General features: G+C 62.8%; 19 protein-coding genes and 1 tRNA gene. 17 read left to right on the top strand and 3 right to left on the bottom strand.

All coding sequences use genetic code 11. The annotated features are described in order from the left end of the window. Nucleotides 1-20 precede the first annotated feature (20 nt). Both JMY28_RS00260 and JMY28_RS00255 read right to left on the bottom strand, forming a co-directional pair. Nucleotides 21-449 (bottom strand): DUF3619 family protein, encoded by a 429-nt coding sequence (locus JMY28_RS00260; RefSeq protein ID WP_201693555.1) that lies wholly within the window; start codon nucleotides 447-449, stop codon nucleotides 21-23. After that, entirely contained in the window at nucleotides 446-1,009 is a 564-nt protein-coding gene (locus tag JMY28_RS00255) for an RNA polymerase sigma factor (RefSeq protein ID WP_201693554.1), read from the bottom strand. The genes JMY28_RS00260 and JMY28_RS00255 overlap by 4 nt, the downstream gene beginning before the upstream one ends. Nucleotides 1,010-1,406: 397 nt before the next feature. On the opposite strand from JMY28_RS00255, the gene JMY28_RS00250 reads away from it, so the two are divergent. From JMY28_RS00250 to JMY28_RS00225, 6 genes are all read left to right on the top strand, one after another. After that, on the top strand, nucleotides 1,407-3,182 hold the full coding sequence (locus JMY28_RS00250; protein ID WP_201694566.1) for an acetolactate synthase 3 catalytic subunit: 1,776 nt from the start codon (nucleotides 1,407-1,409) through the stop codon (nucleotides 3,180-3,182). A 114-nt stretch (nucleotides 3,183-3,296) separates the two neighbouring features. Continuing rightward, nucleotides 3,297-3,788 (top strand): acetolactate synthase small subunit, encoded by a 492-nt coding sequence (ilvN, locus tag JMY28_RS00245; protein ID WP_027795483.1) that lies wholly within the window; start codon nucleotides 3,297-3,299, stop codon nucleotides 3,786-3,788. 116 nt (nucleotides 3,789-3,904) lie between these two features. After that, nucleotides 3,905-4,921 (top strand): ketol-acid reductoisomerase, encoded by a 1,017-nt coding sequence (ilvC, locus tag JMY28_RS00240; protein ID WP_201693553.1) that lies wholly within the window; start codon nucleotides 3,905-3,907, stop codon nucleotides 4,919-4,921. A gap of 148 nt (nucleotides 4,922-5,069) precedes the next feature. Further along, nucleotides 5,070-5,723, top strand: a complete 654-nt coding sequence (locus JMY28_RS00235) for a phosphatidylserine decarboxylase (RefSeq protein ID WP_028205688.1) — start codon at nucleotides 5,070-5,072, stop codon at nucleotides 5,721-5,723. A gap of 12 nt (nucleotides 5,724-5,735) precedes the next feature. Next, nucleotides 5,736-6,608: a CDP-diacylglycerol--serine O-phosphatidyltransferase gene (gene pssA / locus JMY28_RS00230; protein ID WP_201693552.1), complete on the top strand. Its 873-nt coding sequence runs from the start codon at nucleotides 5,736-5,738 to the stop codon at nucleotides 6,606-6,608. A 311-nt stretch (nucleotides 6,609-6,919) separates the two neighbouring features. After that, nucleotides 6,920-8,473: a 2-isopropylmalate synthase gene (locus JMY28_RS00225; protein WP_201693551.1), complete on the top strand. Its 1,554-nt coding sequence runs from the start codon at nucleotides 6,920-6,922 to the stop codon at nucleotides 8,471-8,473. Between the two features lie 96 nt (nucleotides 8,474-8,569). Here JMY28_RS00225 and JMY28_RS00220 read toward each other — a convergent pair whose 3' ends face one another. Further along, nucleotides 8,570-9,121: a hypothetical protein gene (locus tag JMY28_RS00220; RefSeq protein ID WP_201693550.1), complete on the bottom strand. Its 552-nt coding sequence runs from the start codon at nucleotides 9,119-9,121 to the stop codon at nucleotides 8,570-8,572. A gap of 245 nt (nucleotides 9,122-9,366) precedes the next feature. Here JMY28_RS00220 and JMY28_RS00215 point away from each other — a divergent pair, with 245 nt between their 5' ends. From JMY28_RS00215 to JMY28_RS00165, 11 genes are all read left to right on the top strand, one after another. Further along, nucleotides 9,367-10,617, top strand: coding sequence for a branched-chain amino acid ABC transporter substrate-binding protein (locus tag JMY28_RS00215; protein WP_236596670.1), 1,251 nt, complete (start codon nucleotides 9,367-9,369; stop codon nucleotides 10,615-10,617). Between the two features lie 153 nt (nucleotides 10,618-10,770). After that, entirely contained in the window at nucleotides 10,771-11,040 is a 270-nt protein-coding gene (gene rpsO / locus JMY28_RS00210) for a 30S ribosomal protein S15 (protein WP_042271770.1), read from the top strand. A gap of 364 nt (nucleotides 11,041-11,404) precedes the next feature. Next, nucleotides 11,405-13,552: a polyribonucleotide nucleotidyltransferase gene (gene pnp / locus JMY28_RS00205; RefSeq protein ID WP_201693548.1), complete on the top strand. Its 2,148-nt coding sequence runs from the start codon at nucleotides 11,405-11,407 to the stop codon at nucleotides 13,550-13,552. 146 nt (nucleotides 13,553-13,698) lie between these two features. Then, nucleotides 13,699-14,715 (top strand): NAD(P)H-quinone oxidoreductase, encoded by a 1,017-nt coding sequence (locus tag JMY28_RS00200; RefSeq protein WP_201693547.1) that lies wholly within the window; start codon nucleotides 13,699-13,701, stop codon nucleotides 14,713-14,715. Nucleotides 14,716-14,868: 153 nt separating this feature from the next. Continuing rightward, entirely contained in the window at nucleotides 14,869-15,651 is a 783-nt protein-coding gene (tpiA, locus tag JMY28_RS00195; RefSeq protein WP_201693546.1) for a triose-phosphate isomerase, read from the top strand. 101 nt (nucleotides 15,652-15,752) lie between these two features. Then, nucleotides 15,753-16,166, top strand: a complete 414-nt coding sequence (gene secG, locus JMY28_RS00190; protein ID WP_201693545.1) for a preprotein translocase subunit SecG — start codon at nucleotides 15,753-15,755, stop codon at nucleotides 16,164-16,166. A 109-nt stretch (nucleotides 16,167-16,275) separates the two neighbouring features. Further along, nucleotides 16,276-16,360, top strand: a tRNA-Leu gene (locus JMY28_RS00185). A gap of 164 nt (nucleotides 16,361-16,524) precedes the next feature. After that, complete coding sequence (locus JMY28_RS00180; protein WP_028205678.1) at nucleotides 16,525-16,884, top strand: NADH-quinone oxidoreductase subunit A; 360 nt, start codon at nucleotides 16,525-16,527, stop codon at nucleotides 16,882-16,884. Nucleotides 16,885-16,956: 72 nt separating this feature from the next. Continuing rightward, nucleotides 16,957-17,436: a NuoB/complex I 20 kDa subunit family protein gene (locus JMY28_RS00175; protein ID WP_027819582.1), complete on the top strand. Its 480-nt coding sequence runs from the start codon at nucleotides 16,957-16,959 to the stop codon at nucleotides 17,434-17,436. A 22-nt stretch (nucleotides 17,437-17,458) separates the two neighbouring features. Continuing rightward, entirely contained in the window at nucleotides 17,459-18,064 is a 606-nt protein-coding gene (locus tag JMY28_RS00170; protein ID WP_201693544.1) for an NADH-quinone oxidoreductase subunit C, read from the top strand. 9 nt (nucleotides 18,065-18,073) lie between these two features. Further along, nucleotides 18,074-19,327: an NADH-quinone oxidoreductase subunit D gene (locus tag JMY28_RS00165; protein ID WP_201693543.1), complete on the top strand. Its 1,254-nt coding sequence runs from the start codon at nucleotides 18,074-18,076 to the stop codon at nucleotides 19,325-19,327. The last annotated feature ends 30 nt before the right edge of the window (nucleotides 19,328-19,357 follow it).

Raw genomic sequence — 19,357 nt, 5'->3', positions numbered from 1 at the left:
GTCTCCTGCTCAGATTTTCCTTAGTGCGCGCGCGTCAGATACGCGTTGAACCCGTGATCGAGGTAGGCCGTGAGCGGCAGGTCGTCGCTCAGCATGGCCGCGTCGATATCGGCGAGTTCAGCGGTGCGTTGCTGATCTTCGAAGTACGCGATGGCAAAGAGGCCCGCCACGAGCGCCGCGAGCGGCCAGGCGAGCGCAAAGCGCGCGAACGCTGAACGGCGCCGCGCGGGCAGGTGCGCAGGCGCGCCGGACAGGCTGCCAACGCCGGCCGCGGCGAGCGCCGGTGCGCGCACGAGCACGACCTCTGCCTTTTTGTGGGCAAGTGCGCTTTTGCGTGCGGCGGCGAGCCGCGCAGTGGTACCAGCGGGCAGGTTGGCGGCGCTCTCGTCGAGCGCACGACGCATCTCCCGCACGAACGCTAGTTCTTTGTTTTCGAGGGCGGAGCTCATAGCGTGATTCCTTTGGCCTTGAGCGCTTGCGCCAGCGTGTGGGTGGCCCGGGAGCAGTGCGTTTTCACGCTGCCTTCGGAGCAGCCCATTGCGGCGGCAGTCTCGGCGACATCCATATCCTCCCAGTAACGCATCAGAAACGCCTCCCGTTGACGTGCCGGTAATTTCTGGATTTCGTCGTCGATCATCTGGAGTACCTGTGCGCGCTCGATCTGCTGCTCGCTACTCTCGGCGCCGGCGGTTCCCTGCTGGGCCTCGAAGGTCTCGAGCAGGTCGAACTCCTCGTCGTCAGCGTTGCCGAGCGACGAAAACAGGCTCACCCACGTATTGCGTACTTTCTGCCGACGAAAATAGTCGTGCATCGTATTTTGCAAAATACGCTGAAAGAGCAGGGGGAGTTCTGCGGCCGGGCGGTCTCCGTATTTTTCCGCGAGCTTGATCATCGCGTCCTGCACGATGTCGAGCGAGGCGTCGTCGTCCCTTACGGCGTAGACCGTCTGCTTGAACGCGCGTCTTTCGACGCCCGCCAGAAAGTCGGCGAGTTCCTTGTCTGATGCCATCCGTTGCAGGGCGCCGCCGCCAGCGTACGCGTAATCGTTCGAAAAATGTCGTAAAACTCGCGGATCCTAGCAAATTTTCGCGCCGGCAGGGTAGCGGGAAGGCCGTGAGAATGTTTCGCACATGGATGCAAATGCCTCGGTGGCTTCCCTGTCGGCCCCTGGCGGGCGCTGCGAGGCGTGCGCAGTGACGCAACGTCCGTGCCCGCTATCTCAATAATTGCTTGACCGGAAGGCATCGAGCCGCTATCTTCGACGGTTCGCAACATAAGTGACTTGTCTCAATTCGGATGTGGCCCAAGAAGCTCATCTGTCAACTGGACGCGCCGCTTGAACCCGAGCCACAAGCCCGGCAGAGAGCACCCGATCAATTTTTTGCCGAAAATTCGAAAGGTCAATGATGAATATGCCCAGCGCGGAATTCTCCACGTCGGTCCCCCCTTCGCAAGAATCTGACCCTCAAGCTGCTACCTCTATCGGCGGAACCGTGCTGATGAAGGCGCTCGCCGACGAGCAGGTCGAATTCATCTGGGGCTATCCCGGCGGCTCGGTGCTCTACATTTACGACGAGCTGTACAAGCAGGACAAAATCCAGCACGTTCTCGTGCGCCACGAACAGGCAGCCGTGCATGCGGCCGACGCCTACGCGCGTTCGACCGGCAATGTCGGCGTATGCCTCGTGACCTCGGGACCTGGCGTCACCAATGCGGTGACGGGCATCGCGACGGCCTACATGGACTCGATCCCGATGGTGATCATCAGCGGCCAGGTGCCTACCGCCGCGATTGGTCAAGACGCCTTCCAGGAGTGCGATACGGTCGGCATCACGCGTCCCTGCGTGAAGCACAACTTCCTCGTGAAGGACGTGCGTGACCTCGCCGCTACCGTCAAGAAAGCTTTCTACATTGCGCGCACCGGCCGTCCGGGCCCCGTGCTGATCGACATTCCGAAGGACGTGTCGAAGACGCCGTGCGCGTATGAACCGGTCAAAAACGTCGCGCTGCGCTCGTACAACCCGGTCACCAAGGGCCACTCGGGGCAGATCCGCAAGGCGGTTTCGCTGCTCCTCTCGGCCAAGCGTCCGTATATCTACACCGGCGGCGGCATCATCCTCGCGGATGCGTCGCGCGAACTGAACCAGTTCGCCGATCTGCTCGGCTACCCGGTCACGAACACGCTGATGGGTCTGGGCGGTTACCGCGCGAGCGACCGCAAGTTCCTCGGCATGCTCGGCATGCACGGCACCTACGAAGCCAACATGGCGATGCAGCACTGCGACGTGCTGATCGCGATCGGTGCGCGCTTCGACGACCGTGTGATCGGCGACCCGGCGCACTTCGCCTCGCGTCCGCGCAAGATCATTCACATCGACATCGACCCGTCTTCGATCTCGAAGCGCGTGAAGGTCGATATCCCCATCGTCGGCGACGTGAAGGAAGTGCTCAAGGAACTCATCGAGCAGCTTCAGCACGCCGAGCACGGCCCGGATACGGCCGCGCTCGCCGACTGGTGGAAGGACATCGAAGGCTGGCGCGAGAAGAACTGTCTGAAGTTCGACCGTTCGAGCGACATCATCAAGCCGCAGTACGTGGTGGAAAAGGCGTGGGAGCTCACGGGCGGCAACGCGTTCGTGTGCTCGGACGTCGGCCAGCACCAGATGTGGGCCGCGCAGTTCTATCGCTTTAACCAGCCGCGCCGCTGGATCAACTCCGGTGGTCTCGGCACGATGGGCTTCGGCCTGCCTGCGGCGATGGGCGTGAAGATGGCGCACCCCGACGACGACGTGCTGTGCATCACGGGCGAAGGCTCGATCCAGATGTGCATTCAGGAGCTGTCGACCTGCAAGCAGTACGACACGCCCGTGAAGATCATTTCGCTGAACAACCGCTACCTCGGCATGGTCCGCCAGTGGCAGCAGATCGAATACAGCAAGCGCTATTCGCATTCCTATATGGATGCGCTGCCTGACTTCGTGAAGCTCGCCGAAGCGTATGGCCACGTAGGCATGCGGATCGAAAAGACGGCGGACGTCGAGCCGGCGCTCAAGGAAGCGCTGCGCCTGAAGGACCGCACGGTGTTCCTCGATTTCCAGACCGACCCTTCCGAAAACGTCTGGCCGATGGTACAGGCCGGCAAGGGCATCACCGAGATGCTGCTCGGCTCGGAAGACCTGTAACGGTTATTGAACGGCGCCGTTTCGACTTCGCGCGGCGCGCGTCCACACAACGGACGCGCGAGTTCGCGGGGAAGGGCGGCATCACGCTCACCTGGATAAATCGCGGATCACATCATGAGACACATTATTTCCGTTCTGCTGGAAAACGAGCCGGGCGCGCTCTCGCGCGTCGTCGGCCTCTTCTCCGCACGCGGCTACAACATTGAAACCTTGACGGTGGCGCCGACCGAAGACCGTTCGCTGTCGCGCATGACCATCGTTTCCATTGGCTCGGACGACGTGATCGAACAGATCACGAAGCATCTGAACCGCCTGATCGAGGTGGTGAAAGTGGTCGACCTTACCGAGGGCGCCCACATCGAGCGCGAGCTGATGCTGATCAAGGTAAGGGCGGTCGGCAAGGAACGTGAGGAGATGAAGCGGATGGCGGATATTTTCCGTGGCCGTATCATTGACGTCACCGAAAAGACCTACACGATCGAACTGACGGGCGCGAGCGACAAGCTCGACGCGTTCATCGAAGCGATCGATGCGACCGCAATTCTCGAAACCGTCCGTACGGGCGGCTCGGGCATTGGGCGCGGAGAGCGCATTCTGAAGGTGTGACCCGACCACAGTCGATCTTGCACCGGAACTTGTCCGGATGCGTTTTCAACCGCATCCGGCGCAGCAAAAGCTAATAGCAGTACCGAAATTCACCAGACTCTCGCCAAGGAACCAACATGAAAGTTTTCTACGACAAGGACGCCGATCTCTCCCTCATCAAGGGCAAGCAGGTCACGATCATCGGTTACGGCTCGCAAGGCCACGCACACGCGCTGAACCTGAAGGACAGCGGCGTGAACGTCACGGTCGGTCTGCGCAAGAACGGCGCATCGTGGAGCAAGGCTGAGAACGCCGGCCTGCAGGTCAAGGAAGTGGCCGAAGCGGTGAAGAACGCCGACGTCGTCATGATGCTCCTGCCCGACGAGCAGATCGCCGATGTCTACGCGAAGGAAGTCCACGCGAACATCAAGAACGGCGCAGCGCTCGCGTTCGCACACGGCTTCAACGTGCACTATGGCCAGGTGATCCCGCGCGCCGATCTGGATGTCATCATGATCGCCCCGAAGGCGCCGGGCCACACGGTTCGCGGCACGTACTCGCAAGGCGGCGGCGTGCCCCACCTGATCGCTGTTCACCAGGATAAGTCGGGCGCAGCGCGTGACATCGCTCTGTCGTACGCAGCGGCGAACGGCGGCGGCCGTGCCGGCATCATCGAAACGAACTTCCGCGAAGAAACCGAAACCGACCTGTTCGGCGAGCAAGCCGTGCTGTGCGGCGGTACGGTCGACCTGATCAAGGCTGGCTTCGAAACGCTGGTCGAGGCAGGTTACGCGCCGGAAATGGCGTACTTCGAGTGCCTGCACGAACTGAAGCTGATCGTCGACCTGATCTACGAAGGCGGCATCGCCAACATGAACTACTCGATCTCGAACAACGCCGAGTACGGCGAGTACGTGACGGGCCCGCGCGTCATCACGGCCGAGACGAAGAAGGTCATGAAGGAAGTCCTGAAGGACATCCAGACCGGCGAATACGCGAAGAGCTTCATCCTGGAAAACAAGGCCGGTGCGCCGACGCTGCAGTCGCGCCGCCGCCTGGGCTCCGAGCACCAGATCGAAGTGGTCGGTGCGAAGCTGCGCGCGATGATGCCGTGGATCGCCGCGAACAAGCTCGTCGACCAGTCGAAGAACTAATCTGACGGTTCAAATCTGATTGCGCGTGCGGTTTTGTACCGTCGCGCAGCAGTTTGATCTGAGTCAGACCCGAAAAAGCCGCCCAGGTGGGATGAACCCTGGGCGGCTTTTGCTATCCTACGGTTTTCAAAATAACAGCGAAGCCACCATGAATTACCCCCATCCGATCATCGCGCGCGAAGGCTGGCCGTTCATCGCCATTGCGGCCGTCGTGGCGCTCTTGATCCATGCGGTCGCAGGCTTCGGACTCGCATGGCCCTTCTGGCTGATCCTGATCTTCGTCGTTCAGTTCTTCCGCGACCCGCCGCGCCCGATCCCGAGCCAGGCCAACGCCGTGCTCTGCCCGGCTGACGGCCGCATCGTCGCCGTGGAAACCGCGCATGACCCGTATGCAAACCGTGAAGCGCTCAAGATCAGCGTGTTCATGAACGTCTTCAACGTCCACTCGCAACGTTCGCCTGTGGATGGCGCCGTCGCCAAGGTCGAGTACTTCCCGGGCGCGTATCTGAACGCCGCCATCGACAAGGCTTCGACCGAGAACGAGCGTAATGCCGTCGTCCTGACGATGGCGGACGGCACGACCGTCACCTCGGTGCAGATCGCGGGCCTCATCGCGCGCCGCATTCTCTGCTACGTGCGCGCCGGCGAGCCGCTTTCGCGGGGCCAGCGCTATGGCTTCATCCGCTTCGGCTCGCGCGTCGACGTCTACCTGCCTGTGGGCAGCCGCCCGCGTGTGTCGATTGGCGAGAAGGTGTCCGCCTCGTCGACGATCCTCGCCGAACTGCCGACCCAGTCGGCATAAAGGAGGGCTGCGATGGCCGGATTCAAACGTCGACCCCGTAACCCGGCTGGCGCGCCGCTGCCGCGGCCGTTTCGCCGCAACAAGTCCGTGCAGGAGCCCATGGGCGTCGCGGCGAACCGGCGCGCGGCGCGCCAGGAGTTCCTGAAGAAGCGCGGGATCTACCTGCTGCCCAACGCGTTCACCACGGCGGCGCTCTTCTGCGGCTTTTTCGCGGTCGTGCAGGCCATGAACGTGCGCTTCGAGGTGGCGGCCATCGCCATTTTCGTGGCGATGGTGCTCGACGGCATGGACGGGCGCGTGGCGCGCATGACGCACTCGCAAAGCGCGTTCGGCGAGCAGTTTGACAGCCTTTCGGACATGGTGTCGTTCGGCGTCGCACCCGCGCTCGTGATGTACGAGTGGGTGCTCAAGGATCTGGGGCGCTGGGGGTGGCTCGCGGCTTTCGTCTACTGTTCGGGCGCGGCGCTGCGTCTTGCGCGCTTCAACACGAATATCGGTGTGGTGGACAAGCGCTTCTTCCAGGGCCTGCCGAGCCCGGCAGCGGCCGCGCTCATCGCCGGTTTCGTCTGGCTCGCCACCGACAACCGCGTGCCCGTGAAGCTTTCGTGGTTGCCGTGGGTGGCCTTCGTGCTGACGATCTACGCGGGCGTGACGATGGTATCCAACGCGCCGTTCTACAGCGGCAAGGCGCTCGATGTGCGCCACCGCGTGCCGTTCGCGGCCACGCTGCTCGTGGTGGTGGCGTTCGTGCTGGTGTCGTCCGATCCGCCGTTGATGCTGTTCGGCCTCTTCGTGCTCTACGGGCTTTCGGGCTATGTGTTCTGGGCGTACCAGGGCGTGCGCGGACGCTCGAACCCGGCGCGTTCTTTGCCGCGCGAGCGGTAGGGCGCAGGTGCGGGAATGCCGGAAAAGAGGGCTGCGCGCGAGCGCGGCCCTTTTTTTTGCGCTCGCCCGCGCTGGTCTCTTCCAATTGCGCTATCGACGGATTCCGGCTATAGTCGGCGGCATGGACACCATCCAGTTCCCCCTCTTCTCTCTTCAAGCCGGCGCGCTACTAAGCACGCTAGCGCTAGCGCGCCTGCCGCGCTGATCTCGCTCGCCCTCCGTAAGCCTCGTTCATTGTCAGCGTCGCCATCGGTGGCGCGAACACCCAAAATCCGTTTTAGACACTGAACAAGTCCCCCTGGAGACCCGAAATGGCAGCAGACAAGCTCATCATCTTCGATACGACGTTGCGCGACGGCGAGCAGTCGCCCGGTGCGTCGATGACGAAGGAAGAGAAGATCCGTATCGCGAAGCAGCTCGAGCGCATGAAGGTCGACATCATCGAAGCCGGCTTCGCGGCCAGCTCGAATGGCGATTTCGACGCGATCCACACGATTGCCGGCATGATCAAGGACAGCACGATCTGCTCGCTCGCCCGCGCGAACGACAAGGACATCCAGCGCGCCGCCGACGCACTCAAGCCCGCCGACCATTTCCGCATTCACACGTTCATCGCCACCTCGGCGCTGCACATGGAGAAGAAGCTGCGCATGTCGCCCGAGCAGGTGCTCGAGCAGGCGAAGCTGGCGGTGCGCTTCGCACGCAAGTTCACGAACGACGTGGAGTTCTCACCCGAAGACGGTAGCCGCTCGGACATGGACTTCCTGTGCCGTGTGCTCGAAGCCGTGATCAACGAAGGCGCGACGACGATCAATATCGCCGATACGGTCGGCTACGGCGTTCCCGAGCTGTACGGCAACCTCGTGAAGACGCTGCGCGAGCGCATTCCGAACTCGGACAAGGCGGTGTTCTCGGTGCACTGCCATAACGACCTCGGCATGGCCGTGGCGAACTCGCTGGCCGGCGTGCAGATCGGCGGCGCGCGTCAGGTGGAGTGCACGATCAACGGTCTCGGCGAGCGCGCGGGCAACACGTCGCTCGAAGAAATCGTGATGGCCGTGAAGACCCGCAAGGACTACTTCGGCCTCGATCTCGGCATCGACACCACGCAGATCGTGCCGGCTTCGAAGCTCGTTTCGCAGATCACCGGTTTCGTCGTGCAGCCGAACAAGGCAGTGGTGGGCGCGAACGCTTTTGCGCACGCCTCGGGGATTCACCAGGACGGCGTGCTCAAGGCGCGCGACACCTACGAAATCATGCGCGCGGAAGACGTGGGCTGGAGCGCGAACAAGATCGTGCTCGGCAAGCTCTCGGGCCGCAACGCGTTCAAGCAACGTCTGCAGGAGCTGGGCATCCAGCTCGACGGCGAAGGCGAACTGAACAACGCGTTCGCGCGTTTCAAGGAGCTGGCCGACCGGAAGGCCGAAATCTTCGACGAAGACATCATTGCGATCGTCACGGAAGAGTCGGCACAGGCGCAGGACAAGGAACACTTCAAGTTCATCTCCCTCGCGCAGCACTCGGAGACGGGTGAGCGTCCGCACGCGCGCGTGGTGTTCTCGGCCGACGGCAAGGAAGTGACTGGCGAAGCCGCGGGCAACGGCCCGGTGGACGCCACGCTCAACGCTATCGAAACCGAAGTGGGCAGCGGCTCGGAGCTTTTGCTGTACTCGGTGAACGCGATCACGACGGGCACCCAGGCGCAGGGCGAAGTGACGGTGCGTCTCTCGAAGGCCGGTCGCATCGTCAATGGTGTGGGCACCGATCCGGATATCGTTGCTGCTTCGGCGAAGGCGTATATCTCGGCGCTCAATAAGCTCTACTCGGGCGACAAGGTCAATCCGCAGCGCTCCGAAGCGGTGTAAGCGCAGGCGGGGCGCTTCGCTTCGCCGCTCAATGAAAAACCCCCGGGCTCGCAAGAGCGCGGGGGTTTTGTTTTTGCTGCACGGGGAGCAGAGCGATCAGAACAGGCTGCGTCGATCAGGGTCGTGTAGCGGATCGGGCGTCTTCTGCGTGAGCCGCAGAATGCCCTGGTCGTCGAAGTAGAAGCTGTAGAGCATGTACCAGACGTTGTCTTCGAGGTAGCGGTAGGTCCACGCTTCCTTCTTCATCAGCGGGAAGTATGAGGTCTCGACCGGGCGACCGAAGTTCACGAGCACGTCGGTGCGCGTCCATTTGCCGATTTCCGCGCGATAGAACTCGTTGGGTTGCAGCACCTGGCGCACGTTCACGACCCGGCCGTTGGCGTCGATGTCGGCGGCCGTGGTGGTTTCGCCCATCGGCTGGGTCGGCCACATAAGGCGCTTGCCGCCGTCGGGCAGGTCGTAGGTTTCGGCCGGCGGCCCGAAACGGGCGATCACGGACTGTGCGTCGTCGCCCGCATGGAATTGCTGCCACGGCTGCGCGCAGCCGGCGAGCGCGAGTGCGCCCACTCCCGCGAGGAGGGCGAGACGCAAGCGATGCAAGGCGGGGCGCACAGGCGTTGCGAGCGAGGTTGATAGGCGCGTGAACATGATGTCCCCCGATGGCAAGGTTCTAATGACCGCCGTGACTGTGGAGCCCTTATTTTGACACGGCGCGACGCGCTCGCGGGCCGGGCCTGCGCGGTCACGCGGTGAATCGCGGCCTTGCCGTCGCACCGCCTCGCGGCCTATGATCCGCGCTTCGAATGAAAATCCGGCTGGCATCGAGAATGAGAGAGAAGCGCATAACGGCACGCGTGGCGCGTGCGGCAGCGGCCATGTTCGCCATGGCGGCGATGGCGGCAGGGCTCGCGAGCGCAACCGGCGCACAGGCGGATGAGACGTCGGGCGGCAAGCCGATCCAGCTCGCGCTCATCGAAGGTATGTCGGGCCCGTTCGCGGACGCGGGCGCGGCCGTCGAGCGCAACCTGCGCTTCGGCGTGGAGCGGGTCAACGCGAGCGGCGGCGTCGTGCTGCGTGACGGGCGGCATCCGCTCGAACTGGTCACGCTCGACAGCAAGGGCAGCCCCGAGGCGGCGCTCGTGCAGCTGCGCATGGCGCAGGACCGCCACATCGGCTATGTCATGCAGGGCAACAGCTCGGCGGTGGCGGCGGCCCTCGTGACGGCAATCGATCGCCAAAACGAGCGCGATCCGGAGAACCGCCAGATCTTCCTCAACTATTCCGCCGACGATCCCGCGCTCACGAACGCGAATTGCAGCTTCTGGCATTTCCGCTTCGACGCGCACGCGGGCATGCGCATGGACGCGCTCGCAGATGTCATCGCCGCGGACAAGTCCGTGAAGAAGGTGTATCTGCTCAACCAGGACTACAGCTTCGGCCACGACGTGAGCACACTCGCTCGCGCTGCGCTCGCGAAGGACCGTCCGGACATTGCCATCGTCGGCGACGAGTTCCATCCCATTGGCCGCGTGAAGGACTTCGCGCCGTACGTCGCGAAGATTCGCGCCGCGGGCGCCGACGCCGTCATCACCGGAAACTGGGGCAACGACCTCACGCTGCTCGTGAAGGCCGCGCGCGAGCAGGGGCTCGACACGACGTTCTACACGTTCTACGGCAACAGTCTCGGCGCGCCGGCGGCGCTGGGCGACGCGGGCGTGAAGCGCGTGATCGCGGTCGCCGACTGGCACCCGAACGTGGGTGGCGCGGACTCCGACGCGTGGTACAAGGCGTTCCGCGCGCGCTACCCGGCGGCCAAGGACGACTACCCGGTGTTGCGCATGTCGATGATGGTGGAGATGCTCGCGCAGGCCATGGCGAAGGCCGGCACGGCCGACCCCGAGGCGGTCGCGAAGGCGCTGGAGGGCATGCGCTTCAAAGGCGGCGAAGCCGGTTTCCACCCCATGTGGATGCGCGCCGACGACCACCAGGTAATCCAGCCCCTTTATGTCATGGAGATGGATAAGCAGGGTACGCCCGGTGTGCGTTACGACAACGAGGGCGCAGGCTACGGCTTTCGCACCGTGCTGGCGCTGCCCGCGCAGCGCACCGTGCCGGCCACTGTCTGCCAGATGAAGCGGCCTTGACGGCGCGCCTTACAAGCGGGTTCGCGGCAAATCGGGGCTGTGCTACAATACGCCCCTTGTCGCGAACCTGCGGCAAGACAATCAGTAGTTGGAACCAAGCCACGGCACGGCCTTTCTTCCGTGACCGCTCGTTTGTTTTAAAGGAAAAGCAAAATGTCCGTAGCAGATATCAAGAAGTCCGACGTCGTCGCGCAATTCGCGCGCGGCACCAATGACACGGGTTCGCCCGAAGTTCAGGTTGCGCTTCTCACGTCGCGTATCAACGAACTGACCTCGCACTTCAAGTCGCACGCGAAGGATCACCACAGCCGCCGCGGTCTGCTGCGCATGGTGAGCCGCCGCCGCAAGCTGCTCGACTACCTGAAGGGCAAGGACGCCGACCGTTACCGCGCGCTGATCGAGAAGCTGGGTCTGCGTAAGTAATCGGAAGGTCTTCCACAAAGATGCCTGTGTCAGTTCCGCTGATGCAGGCATTTTGTTTTTGAACGGTGCGCTTCATGCTGCTTTTCAAGTCGTCTTGATGCGATAAACGCCGGTTCAAAACTTAAGGCAACACCACGTAGCACCAGCAGTACAAGCAGCAGGGCCGGGCCTCGGGGCAGAGCTTTGTGTCATTCCAGCAGATCGTACGCGGCGATGCGTCACAGCCGCAGGGCAACAGGTTTGCAACCTCGCGATCCGCTGGAATGGCATAACACTCCTCTTCCTGCGCGGTGCCGGAGCCTGTCTTGCCGCGTCGTCCGCGTGTGCGGGCGGCGCATAACAAATGAGTAAGGAGTGAGTGACCATGACCATGTTCAATAAAGTCGTGAAGGAATTCAAATGGGGCCAGCACAATGTTCGCCTCGAAACGGGTGAGATCGCCCGTCAGGCCAGCGGTGCTGTCATCGTCGACGTCGAAGACACCGTCGTGCTCGCGACCGTCGTTGGCGCGAAGACCGCCAAGCCGGGTCAGGACTTCTTCCCGCTCACCGTCGACTACATCGAAAAGACCTACTCGGCCGGCAAGATTCCGGGCGGCTTCTTCCGCCGCGAAGGCCGTCCGTCGGAAGGCGAGACGCTGATCTCGCGCCTGATCGACCGTCCGCTGCGTCCGCTCTTCCCGGAAGGCTATTACAACGAAGTGCAGGTCGTGATCCACGTCCTGTCGATCAACCCGGAAGTCCCGGCTGACATCCCTGCGCTGATCGGCGCCTCGGCTGCGCTGGCGATCTCGGGTCTGCCGTTCAACGGCCCGGTCGGCGCGGCGCGCGTTGCCTACATCAACAACGAGTACGTGCTGAACCCGACGCGCGCGCAGATCAAGGAATCGCGCCTCGACCTCGTCGTGGCCGGTACCGAGCGTGCCGTGCTGATGGTGGAATCGGAAGCCGACCAGCTTCCGGAAGACGTGATGCTCGGCGCGGTCGTGTTCGGCCACGAGCAGATGCAAACGGCCATCGACGCGATCCACGAACTCGTGCGTGACGGCGGCAAGCCCGAGTGGGACTGGACGCCGGCGCCGAAGGACGAAGCGCTCATCGCGCGCGTCACGGCTATCGCCAACGACAACCTGCTCGCCGCGTACCAGCTGCGCGACAAGCAACAGCGTTCGACCAAGCTGAAGGAAGTCTACGCAGCCACGTCGGCCAAGCTCGAAGAAGAAGCGGCTGCGGCCGGCACGACGGCGGCCGACAAGGCCACGGTCGGCAACATCGTGTTCGACCTCGAAGCGAAGATCGTCCGCTCGCAGATCCTGAACGGCGAGCCGCGTATCGACGGTCGTGACACGCGCACCGTGCGTCCGATCGAGATCCGCACGGGCGTCCTGCCGCGCACCCACGGTTCGGCGCTGTTCACGCGCGGCGAAACGCAGGCGCTGGTCGTGGCGACGCTCGGCACCAAGGGCGACGAGCAGATCATCGACGCGCTCGAAGGCGAGTACCGCGACCGCTTCATGCTCCACTACAACATGCCTCCGTTCGCGACCGGCGAAACGGGCCGCGTCGGCTCGCCCAAGCGCCGTGAAATCGGCCACGGCCGTCTCGCGAAGCGCGCGCTCGTCGCGTGCCTGCCGAGCGCCGAAGAGTTCGGCTACTCGATCCGCGTGGTCTCGGAAATCACCGAGTCGAACGGTTCGTCGTCGATGGCTTCGGTCTGCGGCGGCTGCCTCGCGCTGATGGACGCCGGCGTGCCGATGAAGGCGCACGTCGCGGGTATCGCGATGGGCCTGATCCTCGAAGGCAACAAGTTCGCCGTGCTGACCGACATCCTCGGCGACGAAGATCACCTCGGCGACATGGACTTCAAGGTGGCGGGTACGGAAGCTGGCGTGACCGCGCTGCAGATGGACATCAAGATCCAGGGCATCACGAAGGAAATCATGCAGGTCGCCCTCGCGCAAGCGAAGGAAGGCCGCATGCACATCCTTGGCAAGATGACCTCGGCGGTCTCGGGTGTGAACACCGAGCTGTCGGCGTACGCTCCGCGCATGATCACTATCAAGATCAACCCGGAAAAGATCCGCGACGTGATCGGCAAGGGCGGTTCGGTGATCCGCGCGCTGACCGAAGAAACCGGCACGACCATCGACATCTCGGACGACGGCGTCGTGACGATCGCTTCGACGTCGAGCGAAGGCATGGCTGAGGCAAAGAAGCGCATCGAGAACATCACGGCCGAAATCGAAGTGGGCCAGGTGTACGAAGGCGCGGTCCTCAAGCTTCTGGACTTCGGCGCGATCGTGAACCTGCTGCCGGGCAAGGATGGTCTGCTGCACATCTCCGAGATCGCCAACGAGCGTATCAAGGACATCAACGACTATCTGAAGGAAGGCCAGGTTGTGAAGGTCAAGGTCATCCAGACGGACGAGAAGGGCCGCGTGCGTCTGTCCGCCAAGGCGCTGCTCAACGAGCAAGCCAATGGTGGCGCACCGCAGGGCGAGCCGCAGCAGTAAAGCAGTAAGCTCCAACGGCCGGCAGCGTGCAAAACGCGCCGGCCGTTTTTTATGACAATGAGGATGAATGGCAGTGCGCACGCGTCAATCGTGTCGCGTACGCAGCGCCTTTCAGACCCGGGCGCGAGGCGCTGAGGAGACGCGAGATGAAGGCTGTCGAGATTACGGAATTCGGTGCGCCGGACGTGCTCAAGCTGGCCGAACGGCCAACCCCTGAGCCGAAAACCGGCGAAGTGCTGATCAAGGTGAGTGCTTCGGGCGTCAATCGTCCGGACGTGTTCCAGCGCAAGGGCTCGTATGCGCCGCCGCCGGGCATTTCCGAGCTGCCGGGGCTCGAGGTGGCGGGCGAGATCGTCGGCGGCTCGATCGATGAGAAGAACAATCCGTTCGGGCTGAAGATTGGCGATCGCGTGTGTGCGCTGATTGCGGGCGGCGGTTACGCCGAATACGCGGTCGCACCGCTCGGGCAATGCCTGCCGGTGCCGAAGGGGCTCACGGATGTCGAGGCGGCCTCGCTGCCCGAAACCTTCTTCACGGTCTGGAGCAACGTATTCCAGCGCGCCTACCTTGGCCAGGGTGAGGGCGGCGAAAACGAGACGCTGCTCGTGCAGGGCGGCTCGAGTGGCATTGGCGTGACGGCGATCCAGATCGCGCATGCCCTTGGCTTTCGCGTGTTCGCCACCGCGGGTTCGGACGATAAGTGCCACGCCTGTGAGGCGCTTGGCGCCGAGCGCGCCATCAACTACCGCACCAGCGATTTCGTGGAGGTCGTGAAGGCGCTCACGAACGACCGCGGCGTCGACGTGATTCTCGACATGGTGGCCGGCGGCTATGTGGCGCGCGAGCTTTCCGCGCTCGCGACTGGGGGCCGCATCGTGCTTATCGCGACGCTCGGCGGCTCCAAGGCCGAACTCAACATGGGCGAGATCTTGCGCCGCCGGCTCACCGTGACCGGTTCGACGCTGCGTGCACGCTCTGTAGAGTTCAAGGCCCAGATTGCTCGGGAACTCAAGGCGAAGGTCTGGCCCCTCATCGAAGAGGGGCGCATCAAACCCGTCGTGTTCCGCGTATTTCCCGCCGCGCAGGCCGCGGAGGCCCATGCGTTGATGGAAAGCAGCGAGCATATCGGGAAGATCATGCTCGACTGGAGCAGCGCGGCCTGACGGCGCACCGGCACGGGCGAATCGCTCGTGCTTGATTTTTCGGCATTTTTTTCGCGTATTTGTTGTGCATCGCAGGCGGGGTGGTTTGACCCGCCTGGATTTCACGCAGTAAAATTATGTGTTTTGCGTCCGCTTTTAACAGCAACCGGAACAATGACGAAACAACGATCCAAGCTCGTAGTCGGTAACTGGAAGATGCATGGCCGCCTCGCGGTCAATGCGGCACTGCTAGAAGGCGTTGCGCGCGGTGCGCAGGCGCTGCCCTCGGACGTGCACGTCGGTGTGTGTGTGCCGTTTCCGTATCTCGCGCAGGCGCAGGCGCTGCTCGGCGGCAGCCGGGTTCAGTGGGGCGCGCAGGACGTTTCGGCGCACGAGCAGGGTGCCTATACGGGCGAGGTCGCGGCAGGCATGGTTGCCGACTTCGAATCCGCTTTTGCGATCGTTGGTCACTCGGAGCGCCGTGCTTACCACGGCGAAAGCTCCGAACTCGTCGCCGTGAAGGCGCAGCGCGCGCTGGCGGCGGGCCTCACGCCCATCGTCTGCGTGGGCGAGACGCTCGAAGAACGCGAATCGGGTGCGACCGAGCGTGTGGTTGGCGCACAGCTCGATGCGGTGCTGGCCATGCTGTCAGTTGAAGAGGCGGCACGTATCGTCGTTGCTTACGAGCCGGTCTGGGCGATCGGCACGGGCAAGAGCGCAAGTTCGGAGCAGGCCCAGCAGGTGCATGCGTTCCTGCGTGCGCGCCTCGCTGCCAAGGGCGCGCAAGTGGCGGACGTGGCGCTGCTCTACGGCGGCAGCGTGAAGCCGGAAAATGCGGCGGAGCTCTTCCGTCAGGCCGACATCGACGGTGGCCTGATCGGCGGTGCGTCGCTGAAAGAAGGTGATTTCCTTGCGATCTGCGCGGCCGCTACGGCGGGCGCCAGTGTCGCGAGCTAAAGGCTTGCGCACGGGGCATTCGGAATAAAGCGCGTCGTGCGGGCTGCTTACGCGTCCGCTCCGGGAGGGGTGGGCGTTCAACCAGGACTCAGGTGAGTGTGATGCTGTATTTGAAAACGTTGATTATCGTCGTCCAGCTTCTGTCGGCGCTCGGGGTGATCGGCCTCGTCTTGCTGCAGCACGGCAAAGGTGCGGACATGGGTGCCGCATTCGGCAGCGGCGCGTCGGGTAGCTTGTTCGGCGCGAGCGGCTCCGCGAACTTCCTTTCGCGTACTACTGCAGTTCTCGCAACGGTGTTTTTCGTATCGACCCTTGCGTTAACCTACCTGGGGTCGTATCATGCGAAGCCTTCGGCGGGCGTGCTTGGCGCTTCGGTTCCAGCCCCCGCGCAGGTGAATTCGGCTTCGGCGCCGGCTGCTTCGGCACCGGTTGCATCGGCTCCTGGCGCAACCGCCGCGGCGGCGGCTTCGCCGGCTGCAGCAGCCTCGCAACCCGGCAACGACGTTCCGAAATAAATTTGAAAAACTTGTTTTGTGCGTTGAACAAAGAACGGAAACAAGTTAGAATTTAAGTCTTGAAGCGATTCGCGGGTTGCAATAATTGTTGTCCCGGATTGCATGTAGTGCCGACGTGGTGAAATTGGTAGACACGCTATCTTGAGGGGGTAGTGGCGAAAGCTGTGCGAGTTCGAGTCTCGCCGTCGGCACCAATGTTATCTAAAAAATGCCAGCCGCTTGCTTCAGCTTCGGCTGGCATTTTTGCTTCTTACGTCGTGTTCGTCTTCTGTTCGCAGCGCGAAGTACGTGAAGTGATTCCCGCGGAGCGATGCAAGTTCCAGCGGAACCTCAGAACCAACCGATATAGAGGATAGCCTTGAACCTCGCTGCCTATTTCCCCGTCCTTCTGTTCCTCCTCGTGGGTGTTGGCCTGGGTATAGCGCTAGTGACGATCGGCAAGGTCCTCGGTCCCAACCGGCCAGACAGCGAAAAAAATTCGCCGTACGAGTGCGGCTTCGAAGCCTTCGAAGACGCCCGAATGAAGTTCGACGTACGCTACTACCTGGTCGCCATCCTTTTCATCATCTTCGACCTCGAAACGGCGTTTCTGTTTCCGTGGGGCGTGGCCCTGCGCGATATCGGCTGGCCGGGCTTCCTGTCGATGATGCTGTTTCTGCTCGAATTCCTGCTGGGCTTTGCCTACATCTGGAAGAAGGGCGGTCTCGACTGGGAATAATGGGTTAATCGCCGGATTGTATGGGCGGCACTGCGGGGAAACTGTGGGCTGTCCGTCTGGAGTGGAAAGCACATGAGTATCGAAGGGGTCTTGAAGGAAGGTTTTGTCACCACCACGGCTGACAAGCTGATCAACTGGACGCGCACTGGCTCGCTGTGGCCGATGACGTTCGGTCTGGCGTGTTGCGCGGTCGAGATGATGCACGCGGGCGCGGCCCGTTATGACCTTGACCGTTTCGGCGTGGTGTTCCGTCCGAGCCCGCGTCAGTCGGACGTCATGATTGTCGCCGGCACGCTCTGCAACAAGATGGCGCCTGCGCTGCGCAAGGTCTACGACCAGATGGCCGAGCCGCGCTGGGTCATTTCGATGGGGTCGTGCGCCAACGGCGGCGGCTACTACCACTATTCGTATTCGGTCGTGCGCGGTTGTGATCGCATCGTGCCGGTCGACGTCTATGTGCCGGGATGCCCGCCGACAGCGGAAGCCCTGGTCTACGGGGTGATCCAGTTGCAGGCGAAGATTCGCCGCACCAGCACCATCGCCCGTCAATAAAGGCCGAGTGCCTCCCCACAATATGGCAAGCAAACTCGAGACCCTGAAAGCGAACCTCGAAGCGGCCCTCGGCGCGCGCATCGTCAGCCTCACTGAGGCGCTCGGCGAGCTGACGCTGGTCGTCAAGGCGGGTGAGTCCCTCGCAGTGGCCCAGGAGCTGCGCGACAATCCCTCGCTGCGCTTCGAGCAACTGATCGACCTTTGCGGCGTCGACTATCAGACCTTTGGTGACGGCGCGTGGGAAGGCCCGCGCTTCGCCGCGGTGTCGCATCTGCTCTCGCTCGCGAACAACTGGCGTGTGCGTCTGCGCGTGTTCGCGCCGGACGACGAAGTGCCTATCGTGCCCTCGCTCGTCGAGATCTGGAATTCGGCCAACTGGTATGAGCGCGAGGCGTTCGACTTGTTCGGCATCGTCTTCGAAGGCCACCCCGACCTGCGCCGCATCCTGACCGATTACGGTTTCATCGGCCACCCGTTCCGCAAGGACTTCCCGGTTTCGGGCTACGTCGAAATGCGTTACGACCCGGAGCAGAAGCGCGTGGTCTACCAGCCCGTCACGATCGAGCCGCGCGAGATCACGCCGCGTGTGATCCGCGAGGATCGCTACGGCGGTCTGAAGAAACACTAAGAGGGTCGCATGTCAGAGATCAAGAACTACACGCTCAACTTCGGCCCGCAGCACCCGGCAGCGCACGGTGTGCTGCGCCTCGTGCTCGAGCTCGACGGTGAAGTGATCCAGCGCGCCGATCCGCACATCGGTCTGCTGCATCGCGCGACGGAAAAGCTCGCGGAGGGCAAGACGTTCATCCAGTCGGTGCCGTACATGGACCGTCTCGATTACGTGTCGATGATGGTCAACGAGCACGGCTATGTGCTCGCCATTGAAAAGCTGCTCGGCATCGAAGTGCCGATCCGCGCGAAGTACATCCGCGTGCTGTTCGACGAAGTCACGCGCGTGCTGAACCACCTCATGTGGATCGGCTCGCACGCGCTCGACGTCGGCGCGATGGCGGTGTTCCTCTACGCGTTCCGCGAGCGCGAAGACCTGATGGACGTCTATGAGGCGGTCTCGGGGGCGCGTATGCACGCGGCGTACTACCGTCCGGGTGGCGTGTATCGCGACCTGCCCGACGCGATGCCGCAATACAAGGCGTCGAAGATCCACAACGAGAAGGCGCTCGCCCGCATGAACGAGGCGCGCCAGGGTTCCGTGCTGGACTTTATCGACGACTTCTTCACGCGCTTCCCGGGTTGCGTCGACGAGTACGAAACCCTCCTCACCGACAACCGTATCTGGAAGCAGCGTCTGGTCGGCATCGGCGTGGTGAGCCCCGAGCGCGCCATGCAGCTCGGCCTCACGGGCGCGATGCTGCGCGGTTCGGGTATCGAGTGGGATCTGCGCAAGAAGCAGCCGTACGAAGTCTACGACCAGATGGACTTCGACATTCCGGTGGGCGTGAACGGCGACAGCTACGACCGCTATCTCGTGCGCGTCGAAGAAATGCGCCAGTCCACTCGCATCGCGAAACAGTGTATTGAGTGGCTGCGCAAGAATCCCGGCCCCGTGATGATCGACAATCACAAGGTTGCGCCACCCTCGCGCGTGAACATGAAATCGAACATGGAAGAGCTGATTCATCACTTCAAGCTCTTCACGGAAGGCTTCCATGTGCCCGAAGGCGAAGCGTACGCTGCCGTCGAACATCCGAAGGGTGAATTCGGCATCTACCTGGTGTCAGATGGCGCGAACAAGCCTTATCGTCTGAAGATCCGTGCGCCGGGTTATGCCCACCTGTCCGCGCTCGATGAAATGGCGCGCGGCCACATGATTGCCGACGCGGTCACGATCATCGGCACGCAGGACATCGTGTTCGGTGAAATTGACCGCTAAGCAGCAAACTGCCAGTGCGCCCGGTCAATA

The organism is Paraburkholderia hiiakae (assembly GCF_904848665.1).
Classification (GTDB): Bacteria; Pseudomonadota; Gammaproteobacteria; order Burkholderiales; family Burkholderiaceae; genus Paraburkholderia; species Paraburkholderia hiiakae.
This window is presented reverse-complemented; position numbering and strand designations above follow the sequence as displayed.

What these genes read in the sequence shown, in the direction of transcription:
- JMY28_RS00175 (WP_027819582.1), top strand. Translation starts at nt 16,957, where the DNA reads ATGAGTATCGAAGGGGTCTTGAAGGAAGGTTTTGTCACCACCACGGCT.
- JMY28_RS00250 (WP_201694566.1), top strand. Translation starts at nt 1,407, where the DNA reads ATGAATATGCCCAGCGCGGAATTCTCCACGTCGGTCCCCCCTTCGCAA.
- JMY28_RS00170 (WP_201693544.1), top strand. Translation starts at nt 17,459, where the DNA reads ATGGCAAGCAAACTCGAGACCCTGAAAGCGAACCTCGAAGCGGCCCTC.
- JMY28_RS00220 (WP_201693550.1), bottom strand. Translation starts at nt 9,121, where the DNA reads ATGTTCACGCGCCTATCAACCTCGCTCGCAACGCCTGTGCGCCCCGCC.
- secG (WP_201693545.1), top strand. Translation starts at nt 15,753, where the DNA reads ATGCTGTATTTGAAAACGTTGATTATCGTCGTCCAGCTTCTGTCGGCG.
- JMY28_RS00215 (WP_236596670.1), top strand. Translation starts at nt 9,367, where the DNA reads ATGGCGGCAGGGCTCGCGAGCGCAACCGGCGCACAGGCGGATGAGACG.
- ilvC (WP_201693553.1), top strand. Translation starts at nt 3,905, where the DNA reads ATGAAAGTTTTCTACGACAAGGACGCCGATCTCTCCCTCATCAAGGGC.
- rpsO (WP_042271770.1), top strand. Translation starts at nt 10,771, where the DNA reads ATGTCCGTAGCAGATATCAAGAAGTCCGACGTCGTCGCGCAATTCGCG.
- pssA (WP_201693552.1), top strand. Translation starts at nt 5,736, where the DNA reads ATGGCCGGATTCAAACGTCGACCCCGTAACCCGGCTGGCGCGCCGCTG.
- JMY28_RS00235 (WP_028205688.1), top strand. Translation starts at nt 5,070, where the DNA reads ATGAATTACCCCCATCCGATCATCGCGCGCGAAGGCTGGCCGTTCATC.
- tpiA (WP_201693546.1), top strand. Translation starts at nt 14,869, where the DNA reads ATGACGAAACAACGATCCAAGCTCGTAGTCGGTAACTGGAAGATGCAT.
- JMY28_RS00165 (WP_201693543.1), top strand. Translation starts at nt 18,074, where the DNA reads ATGTCAGAGATCAAGAACTACACGCTCAACTTCGGCCCGCAGCACCCG.
- JMY28_RS00225 (WP_201693551.1), top strand. Translation starts at nt 6,920, where the DNA reads ATGGCAGCAGACAAGCTCATCATCTTCGATACGACGTTGCGCGACGGC.
- pnp (WP_201693548.1), top strand. Translation starts at nt 11,405, where the DNA reads ATGACCATGTTCAATAAAGTCGTGAAGGAATTCAAATGGGGCCAGCAC.
- ilvN (WP_027795483.1), top strand. Translation starts at nt 3,297, where the DNA reads ATGAGACACATTATTTCCGTTCTGCTGGAAAACGAGCCGGGCGCGCTC.
- JMY28_RS00255 (WP_201693554.1), bottom strand. Translation starts at nt 1,009, where the DNA reads ATGGCATCAGACAAGGAACTCGCCGACTTTCTGGCGGGCGTCGAAAGA.
- JMY28_RS00200 (WP_201693547.1), top strand. Translation starts at nt 13,699, where the DNA reads ATGAAGGCTGTCGAGATTACGGAATTCGGTGCGCCGGACGTGCTCAAG.
- JMY28_RS00260 (WP_201693555.1), bottom strand. Translation starts at nt 449, where the DNA reads ATGAGCTCCGCCCTCGAAAACAAAGAACTAGCGTTCGTGCGGGAGATG.